The sequence below is a fragment of the Streptomyces sp. NPDC054840 genome (genome assembly GCF_053611065.1).
Window position 1 is genome coordinate 1 of sequence record NZ_JBSGZP010000319.1, and the last position, 8,092, is coordinate 8,092.

Consider the following 8,092-nt stretch of genomic DNA (forward strand, 5'->3'; position numbering starts at 1 on the left):
GCGGTACCGGGCGACCTCGGCCCCGGCGTACGGGTACCAGCGCCCGGAGGCGTAGAGACCGTGCCGGTCCAGGTGCACCCACAGGCCCAGGCAGGGCAGCAGATCCAGATAGGCGCCCTGGTATGTCTTGTACGGGGACTTGTCGTGGGACATCCGGGTGTCCCGGACCGGGCCGAGCACCCGCACCTCGCCCGCCCCGGCCGACCCTCCCGAGAACGTGCTCAGTTCAGCGGCCAGCTCGTCCATCGGCGCACGTACGTCACGCTCGTACCGCTCGCGGTGGCGCGACCGCCACGCCTCCTTGCTGTTGTCGGCCGCGAGGTCCTCGTACAGGCGCAGTGCCGAGGGCGGGAAGCCGCTGAAGGTCACGGCAGATACCCCGGCAGGGGGTGGGCGGCGCACAGCTCGGAGACCCGGGTACGCACCCGGTCGCGCAGCGCGTCCGGCAGTACGCCGTCCTGCGCGCGCAGCGCCGCCAGGACGTCGGCGACCAGGTCGGCGCACTCGGCGGCCACCGCGTGGTCCATCCCGCGCGCGGCCAGCGTGTTGGTGCCGAGCCGCAGTCCGCCGGTCACCCGGACCGGTGTGGTGTCGCCGGGGACCCGGTTGCGGTTGACGACGATCCCGCAGGACTCCAGGGCCTGCTCGGCGACGTCCCCGGTGACCCCGGTGCCGCGCAGGTCCAGCAGCACCATGTGGGTGTCCGTACCACCGGTGACCAGCCGGAACCCCCGGTCCGAGAGGCGCTGCGCGATCGCCTGCGCGCCGTCGGCGAGCCGCTTGGCGAGCTCGGCGAAGTCGGGGCTCGCCACGAAGTCCAGGGCGCGCGCCTTGGCCGCCACCGAGGCCAGGTCGGGCGTGCCCTGGGTGAAGGGGAACACGGCCCGGCGCAGGGTCGCGGCCAGGGTGCCGCGCTCCGGCCCGGCCTTGCGGGCCTCCCGGCCGAGCAGGATCAGCCCGCCCCGCGGGCCGTACAGCTGCTTGTAGGTGCTGGTGGTGGTCACGTGGGCATGGTCGACGGGGCTCTGGTGGAGGCCGGCCGCGACCAGTCCCGCGATGTGCGAGATGTCGGCCAGGAGATAGGCGTTGGCCTCGTCCGCGATCTCCCGGAAGCGGGCGAAGTCGATGCTGCGGGGGTACGCGCTGGCCCCGCAGACGATCAGCTTCGGACGGTGCTCCAGGGCCAGTTCGCGGATCTGGTCGTAGTCGAGCAACCCCTCCGGGGTCACCCGGTAGCCGTGGGCGCGGTAGTAGCGGCCGGTCACCGAGGCGGGCGAGCCGTGGGTGAGGTGCCCGCCGCAGTCCAGGTCGAGCCCGAGCAGGGAGTCGCCGGGGTTGAGCAGCGCCGTGATCACGGCCAGGTTGGCGGAGGAGCCGGAGTGCGGTTGCACGATCGCGTCCTGTGCCCCGAACGCCGCGCACGCCCGGTCGATCGCGAGGCGTTCGATCTCGTCGGCGACCCCGCATCCGGCGTGGTAGCGGTTCCCGGGGAAGCCCTCGGCGGTCAGGTTGCCGAGCGCGCTGCCCTCGCAGGCCAGGACGGAGGGATCCGCGACGCTGGACGCCGCGACCATCATCAGGGTGTCGCGCTGGCGTGCCGACTCGCGGGCCAGCAGCGCGTACAACTCGGCATCGCGTTCTCTGAGCCGCGCCGCGGCGTGCCCGGCGAAATCCACCAGGTCGGGATCGGGCTCGGGCCCGGGGCCGGAGCCGGCGCCGGGTGCGGCGGGCAGCTCCGGCTCGGTGACGGGCGCGGGCAGGGTGAGACTCATGACTGTCCCCTCTCGAAATCGTCCGTGATGACCGTGCTGTGCCGAACCGCGGCCCAAGGCCTGTCGTCGAAGTCCCCGCCCGGCCCGCGGCACCGCACCCCGCGGGCCTGACCGGCGCTACTTCGACGACACGGCCTGGTCCGACGCGCCGGCCTCGTCCGCCTCCAGGTCTCCGAAGGCCTCCGCTGCGGCGACCGCCTCCGCGCCGTGCTGTTCGTCCGCGGCGATCTTCTCGGCGAGCTCGGAGATCAGCGGGTTCTGGAACACGGTCTTCACCGGCACCGGCACCCCCAGCAGTTCCTTGAGCAGACCGGCCAGCCGGGTACCGCTGAGCGAATCGCCGCCGAGGCTGAAGAAGTTGTCACCGGGCGCCACCCCGTCCAGGCCGAGGATGTCGGCGACCGCCGCGCACAGCACCAGCTCCAGCGCGCTGCCCGGCCTGTCCCCGGCGTCCCGTACGGCCGCCTCGTCGGCGGACTGCTGCCGCCCGGCGGAGGAGGCCAGCAGCAGCCGGTCGACCTTGCCGTTGCGGGTCAGCGGCAGCTCCGGCAGCACGGTGAGCGCGGCCGGCACCATGTAGCCGGGAAGCTGCGCGGCGAGCCGCTCCAGCACCGGCCCGGCCGCCTCGGCGTCGGCCACGACGAAGGCGTGCAGCCGCCGCACCCCGTGGGCGCTGGCCGGGGCCACCACCACGGCCGCCTCGACCTCGGCGTCCTGGCGCAGCACGGCCTCGATCTCGCCGAGCTCGATCCGGTGGCCCTGGATCTTCACCTGGAAGTCGTCCCGGCCCAGGATCTCGATGCTGCCGTCCGGCAGGTAACGGCCCAGGTCACCGGTCAGATAGGCGCGTTCGCCACTCTCCGGAAGGTGCACGAAGCGGCTCGCGGTCCGTTCGGCGTCGTTCCAGTAGCCGAGCGCGAGCCCGACGTCACTGGCCACGGCCATCTCGCCGACCACCCCGAGCGGGCGCTCGTAGGCCGCCGCGTCGACGATGTAGTAGCGCTGGTTGGTGATCGGCCTGCCGTACGGGATGCTCGTCCAGGACGGGTCGACCTCGCCGATCGGCTGGAACAGCGACCAGCAGATCGTCTCCGTCGGACCGCCCGACCCCACCACCTCGATCCGGGGGCTCTGCGCCCTCAGCCGGTCCGGCAGCGTCAGCGGGATCCAGTCGCCGGAGAGCACGGACAGCCGCAGGGATTCCAGCGGCCGGCCGCCGCCGCGCCGTTCGCGCACCTCGGCCTCGCCGACGAGCAGTTCCATCAGGACGGGCACGGAGTTCCACAGGGTGACCCGCTCCGACCGCACCAGATCGGCCCACACATCGGGCTCGGCGTGCTCGAACGGCGGCGGCAGCACCACGGTCCCGCCCTGCGTCAGAACCCCGAACACATCGTAGATCGAGGCGTCGAAGTGCAGCCCGGAGATGGCCAGCAGCCGGTCCCGCGCACCGACCTCGAAACGTGTCGCGACATCGCCGATCAGGTTGACCACGCCGATGTGGTCGACCATCACGCCCTTGGGCTCACCCGTCGAGCCCGAGGTGAAGATGGTGTACGCGAGGTCCGCCGGGGTCTGCGCGGTGTCGGGCCGGGTCGCGTTTCCGGTCTCGAAGTCCTTGTCCACCCGGTAACGGCGGGCCGTGGGGGGCCAGCTGATCCGCGAGTCCAGCCAGGACTGGGTGAGGATCCGGTCGACCTTGGCCTCCGTGAGCAGGCGGCGCAGCCGCTCCGCCGGCACGGACGGGTCCAGCGGCAGGTAGGCGGCGCCGGAGGCGAGGATCCCGTACACCGCGGCGTACTGCTCCCAGCCCTTCTCCATCACGACGGCGACCAGCTCGCCCGGAGCAGCCCCGTGCTCCCGCAGCGTGTGCCCGATCCGCCAGGCGTACGAGGCAAGTTCGGCGTAGCTCAGGCGCCGCCCGGTGGCGTCCACCACGGCCTTGGCGTCGGGCGTGCGCTCGGCCTGCCGGGCGAACAGCTCGTGCAAGGTGGTGTACGGGATCTGCCCGGCGGTGTCGTTGACCTGGCGGCGCAGCGTCCGCTCGACCGCAGGGACCAGGTCGAAGCGCGCGGTGTGCAGCGACTCCGGGTCCCGCGTGAGCCGCCCCAGCAGGTCCACGTACACGCCGAAGGCGGCGTCGATGAAGCCGGGCGCGAACGCCCCGTCGACGAAGTCCCAGATGACGCGCAGCTCGCCGGCCAGTTCGCGCAGCTGTACGTCGAGCGAGACCTGCGGGGTCTGCGAGATCGAGTACACCTCCCGGCCCAGGTCCGTCACCGGCCTGCGCACCGGGTAGTCGAGCAGGCTGGTCACGACGACCGGCATGCCGGCCTGGGCGCCCACCCCGTGCAGCCGGGTCAGCTCGCGCAGCACCCGGACGCCGTTGAAGGCGCCGTGCTCCGCGTCTCGGGCGAGCTGGTCGCGCAGGGCGTGGGCGCGGTCCAGGAAGGTAGCGCCCGAACCGTCGGCGGCGAGCATCACGGCGTTGGTGAAGTCACCGAGGACGCCGGTGATGTCCGGGTGCACCGCCGGGCGCTGGAAGATCGGGTAGTTGATGGTGAAGTCCGACTCCTCCGCCCAGCACCGGACCACCTCGGCGAAGGCGGCGGTGAGCAGGACCGACGGCGTCAGCCCCGCCTCGTGCGCCCGTGCCGAGAAGCGCTGCCATTCGGTGGGGGACAGCCGGTGCTCGCGCCGGTCGAAACGCACCTCGCGCCCGGTGCCGGCGGAGCCGCCCGTGGGCAGCGAGGGGGCCGGCGGCAGGGTGGGGACGCGCTCCACCCAGTAGTCGCGGGCGGCGCGGAAGGCCTCGGTGTGCGGCAGGGCGTCGGCGCGCCAGCGGGCGTACTCGGCGAAGCTGATGCCGGGCTTCGGGAGTTCGGCGTCCGGGTGCTCGTACAGGTCGACGAGCTCGGGGAAGAGCACCTGGAAGGCACTGGAGGCGTCCAGCACCTGCAGGTCGATCCCGAGGTGGACGCGGCTCAGGTTCCCGGGGCCGCCCAGCCGGATGATCCGCAGGTCGAACAGCGGCCAGCTGCCCACCGGGAAGACCACATGGCTCATCTCGTCCCGCAGCGCGGCGAGCCGCTCCCGTGAGGCGTCGGCGGACAGCGCGCTCAGGTCCACGACCGGTATGTCGAAGGGCAGGGGGTCGGCCGGCACCCACTGCGTGCCGTCCGTGCGGCCGATCGCGCGGAGCATGTCGTGACGGGCGACCACCTTGCGCCAGGCGGCGGCGAAACGCTCGGGATCGAGGTCCGCACGCTCCCACTCGAAGTATCCGTAGCAGCCGATACCGCCCAGCTCGACTGCTTCACCTCGCCCGATCATCAGTGCCTGCTGCGTCTCGGTCATCGGGAAGGACACGGCACTGTCCGCGCGAGCGGGCAGGAGCTCGGTCATGGTCCAACTCCATTCGGTGTTACGGGCCGTCGGCTGGTGCTTGCCCGGGATGGTTACGGGCCGGAGCGCCCTGCTGGGGGGCGGGGCGAGGCTAGGGGCGGTGAGTTAGCCGCCGGTTATGTTCCGTCGGGGCGGCGGCCCCACGGTCGGGCGCGGCCCCCTCGCCGAGGGAGAGCGCGAAGAGCCGTACGAGCGGGTGGAACAGGTAGCAGGGCTGGCCCCACTCGTCCGCGCCGCTGACCTCCAGCAGGGCCGCGTCGGCCAACGCCTCCAACAGCCGCTCGGCCTCGGACTCCGGCAGATTCAGTGACATGGCCGCGTCCGCGGCCGGGAACGGCTGGGGGCCCAGCGCGGCCAGCGCCGGGAACACGGAGCGCACCTCCGGGTCCAGCGCCCGCCAGGACGGCAGCAGCGAGCTGTGCACGTCCAGGTCACCCGAGTGCAGCTCCCGCAGCCGGGTCACGGGATCCGCCAGCCGGCGGGCCAGCCGGTCCGGGGTGGAGTGCGGGCGGGCGGCGATCCGGGTCCCGACGATCCGCAGGGCCAGCGGCAGACCGGCGCAGTGCTCGACGATCGAGGACGCCGCACCGGGTGCCGAGGCCACCCGGGCGGGACCGGCCGCGGCCGAGAGCAGCTCCAGCGAGTCCCGCGGTGCCAGCGGAGCCAGGGCCACGGTGTGCGCCCCGGCCACGGTGGGCAGAGCCGTCCGCCCCGTGACCAGGACCGCGGGCTCCGGGGTGTTCGGCAGCAGCGGACCCAACTGGGCGGCCCCGGACGCGTTGTCCAGCACGATCAGCAGCTGCTTGCCCCGAGTCCGCTCCCGGTAGAGACGGACCAGCTGGTCCTGGTCCTCGCCGGCCGGTACGTCGTCCATCGGGCCCAGCGCGCGCAGCAGCCCGCGCAGCACCCGGGCGGGATGCCGGGGAGTGCCGTCGGGCGCGCGCAGGTCCGCGTACAACTGCCCGTCGGGGAAGTGGGGTCGGCAGCGGTGCGCCGCGTGGACGGCGAGGGCGGTCTTGCCGAGCCCGGCCATTCCGGTGACCAGGACCCGGCGGGGCCGCCCGGTGCCCTGCGCTTCGGGAGCCAGCGCACGGCACAGCAGCTCCAGTTCGGGCTCGCGGCCGGTGAAGTCGACGGTGTCGGGCGGGAGCATGGCCGGGGCGCCGTCCGGGCGGCCGGCCGCGTCCCGCCGGGGGTCGGCCAGTACGGCGGGGGCGGCGCTGCGCGGCTGCCGGTCCAGCGTGCCCTCCAGCAGCGCCCGGTAGGTGGCCTGGAGCTCCTCGCCGGGGTTCACCCCCAGCTCGTCGGCGAGCACCGCGCGGCCGTGGTGGTAGAGGTGGATGGCGTCCGCCTGCCGCCCTGACCGGCACAGGGCGGTCATCAGCTGGCACCGGATGCGCTCGCGCAGCGGGAACTCGGCGACCAGGCCGGTGAGCTCACCGGTGATCTGCTCGTGCCGGCCCAGCGCGAGATCGGCCGCGATGCGGTGCTCCAGCGTGACCGCCCGGGCCTCGGTGAGCCGCGGCGCCTCGGCGTCGGCCAGGTATTCCGTGGCGTTGGCGAAGGGCAGCCCGTTCCACCGCGCCAAGGCGCCGCGCAGCAGCTCACCGGCCTTTTCGAAGTCCTCGGCGATCAGTGCCTCGCGGCCGCTGAACGCAAGCTTCTCGAATTCGCTCAGGTCAAGCGTCGCATTACCGATGCTCATGGCATATCCGGGCGGCCGACGATCGATCAGAACATCGTCGCCGAGAATCTTGCGCAAACGGGAAACATAGGTGTAGAGCTGTGCGCTGACGGTGGCCGGTGGAGCCCAGCCCCACAGCAGCCGGCACAGCCGTTCGTCGGAGATCACCTCTTCACGGGCCACAAGGAGCGCCGCGAGCACGGTGTGCAGCTTCGCCCCGGAGAACGCGACCCGGCGGCCGTCCCGCCGTACCTCGACTGGCCCGAGCACTCGGAATTCCATGTACCGCCCCATCCGTGATTCATGGAGAAGAATCTCTGAACGAAGCTAGTGGAGTGCGTTGTCTCCTCGATATCGTGTCGATTTCGAGGGCGGCCCGGGTCACGAAATCGATGGAACACAGAAGAAAAAGGAGGCGTCCCTACTGTTCCATTCGTGCCGCAGCGAGCGGCAGTGATGCTCCACCGAGAGGGGATTCCCAGATGCGCAGCACGCGGACGGCGAAGACGGCGAACACGACGGCGGCGGCCTGCCTGGTCGTTCTTGCGGGCTTGTTCGTCGGCACGGGGGGAGCGTCGGCCGTCCTGGCGGACTCGCACACCACCACCCAGGCGGACGGCGACATGCCGTGGGGCGTCGTCAAGCCGCTGGACCCCCCGCGTCACGGTTCCGCCGGCACGCACGGCGACATGCCCTGGGGCTGACCCGCCCCCGCTCCTGCCCGCCCCGCCCTACGACGCGCCGCCGGCCGTGCCCCGCGTCTGACGCCGTGCGCCGCTCCACCGGGGACGACGGGACAGCCCCGAGGCCGTCTCTTCCGGATCTTGCCGGGCCCGGCCCGCCCGGCACGGCCCCTCGCCGCGTTGTCGGGACACCCGAGTACGTCCGGTACACGGGGAGCCCCTCCGCCTTGCGAGGCACCGCACCGGACGACCCGGGCTCACCCGCCAAGATCCGGAAGAGACGGCCTAGCCCTCCGGATGCGTCAGCAACAGGGTCAGTTCCGCCGCGGTGAAGGAACGATGCGGCAGGGCACCGGCGCCCCCACCGCCCGGCTCGCCCGCCGTGCCCGACGCGCCCTGGACCGCCGCCAGCAGCCGGTCCGCCTGCGCCCGCCAGGGCTGCGCGCCGACCTCGCCGAAGGCGGCCCTCGCCCGCCGGAACCTCTCCGCCGCCTCCGCCGGGCGGCCGCCGATCGCCTCCACACACCCGAGATCGGTCTCCACCCGGG

Annotated in this window: 6 protein-coding genes; 1 reads left to right on the forward strand and 5 read right to left on the reverse strand. The window is 73.0% G+C overall.

Features of this window, described 5'->3' with window-relative positions:
• From ACWGIU_RS21915 to ACWGIU_RS21930, 4 genes are all read right to left on the reverse strand, one after another.
• A partial coding sequence (locus ACWGIU_RS21915) for a DUF2461 family protein (protein WP_453708243.1) occupies positions 1–369 on the reverse strand: 369 nt, incomplete at its 3' end.
• Positions 366–1,772 carry a serine hydroxymethyltransferase gene (locus tag ACWGIU_RS21920; RefSeq protein WP_453708245.1) on the reverse strand — a complete coding sequence of 469 codons (1,407 nt, stop codon included), beginning with the start codon at positions 1,770–1,772 and terminating at the stop codon, positions 366–368. The genes ACWGIU_RS21915 and ACWGIU_RS21920, both read right to left, overlap by 4 nt.
• 117 nt (positions 1,773–1,889) lie before the next feature.
• Complete coding sequence (locus ACWGIU_RS21925; RefSeq protein ID WP_453708247.1) at positions 1,890–5,177, reverse strand: non-ribosomal peptide synthetase; 3,288 nt, start codon at positions 5,175–5,177, stop codon at positions 1,890–1,892.
• A gap of 91 nt (positions 5,178–5,268) precedes the next feature.
• The gene (locus ACWGIU_RS21930; RefSeq protein ID WP_453708249.1) at positions 5,269–7,143 is read right to left on the reverse strand and encodes a BTAD domain-containing putative transcriptional regulator; all 1,875 of its coding nucleotides are present in this window, start codon (positions 7,141–7,143) and stop codon (positions 5,269–5,271) included.
• 200 nt (positions 7,144–7,343) lie between these two features.
• On the opposite strand from ACWGIU_RS21930, the gene ACWGIU_RS21935 reads away from it, so the two are divergent.
• Positions 7,344–7,565: a hypothetical protein gene (locus ACWGIU_RS21935; RefSeq protein ID WP_453708251.1), complete on the forward strand. Its 222-nt coding sequence runs from the start codon at positions 7,344–7,346 to the stop codon at positions 7,563–7,565.
• 264 nt (positions 7,566–7,829) lie between these two features.
• Here ACWGIU_RS21935 and ACWGIU_RS21940 read toward each other — a convergent pair.
• Positions 7,830–8,092 (reverse strand): hypothetical protein (locus ACWGIU_RS21940; RefSeq protein ID WP_453708253.1); only part of this gene is annotated, 263 nt, incomplete at its 5' end.

Coding starts and splice junctions, on each gene's coding strand:
- ACWGIU_RS21935 (WP_453708251.1), top strand. CDS start 7,344: ATGCGCAGCACGCGGACGGCGAAGACGGCGAACACGACGGCGGCGGCC.
- ACWGIU_RS21920 (WP_453708245.1), bottom strand. CDS start 1,772: ATGAGTCTCACCCTGCCCGCGCCCGTCACCGAGCCGGAGCTGCCCGCC.
- ACWGIU_RS21925 (WP_453708247.1), bottom strand. CDS start 5,177: ATGACCGAGCTCCTGCCCGCTCGCGCGGACAGTGCCGTGTCCTTCCCG.
- ACWGIU_RS21930 (WP_453708249.1), bottom strand. CDS start 7,143: ATGGAATTCCGAGTGCTCGGGCCAGTCGAGGTACGGCGGGACGGCCGC.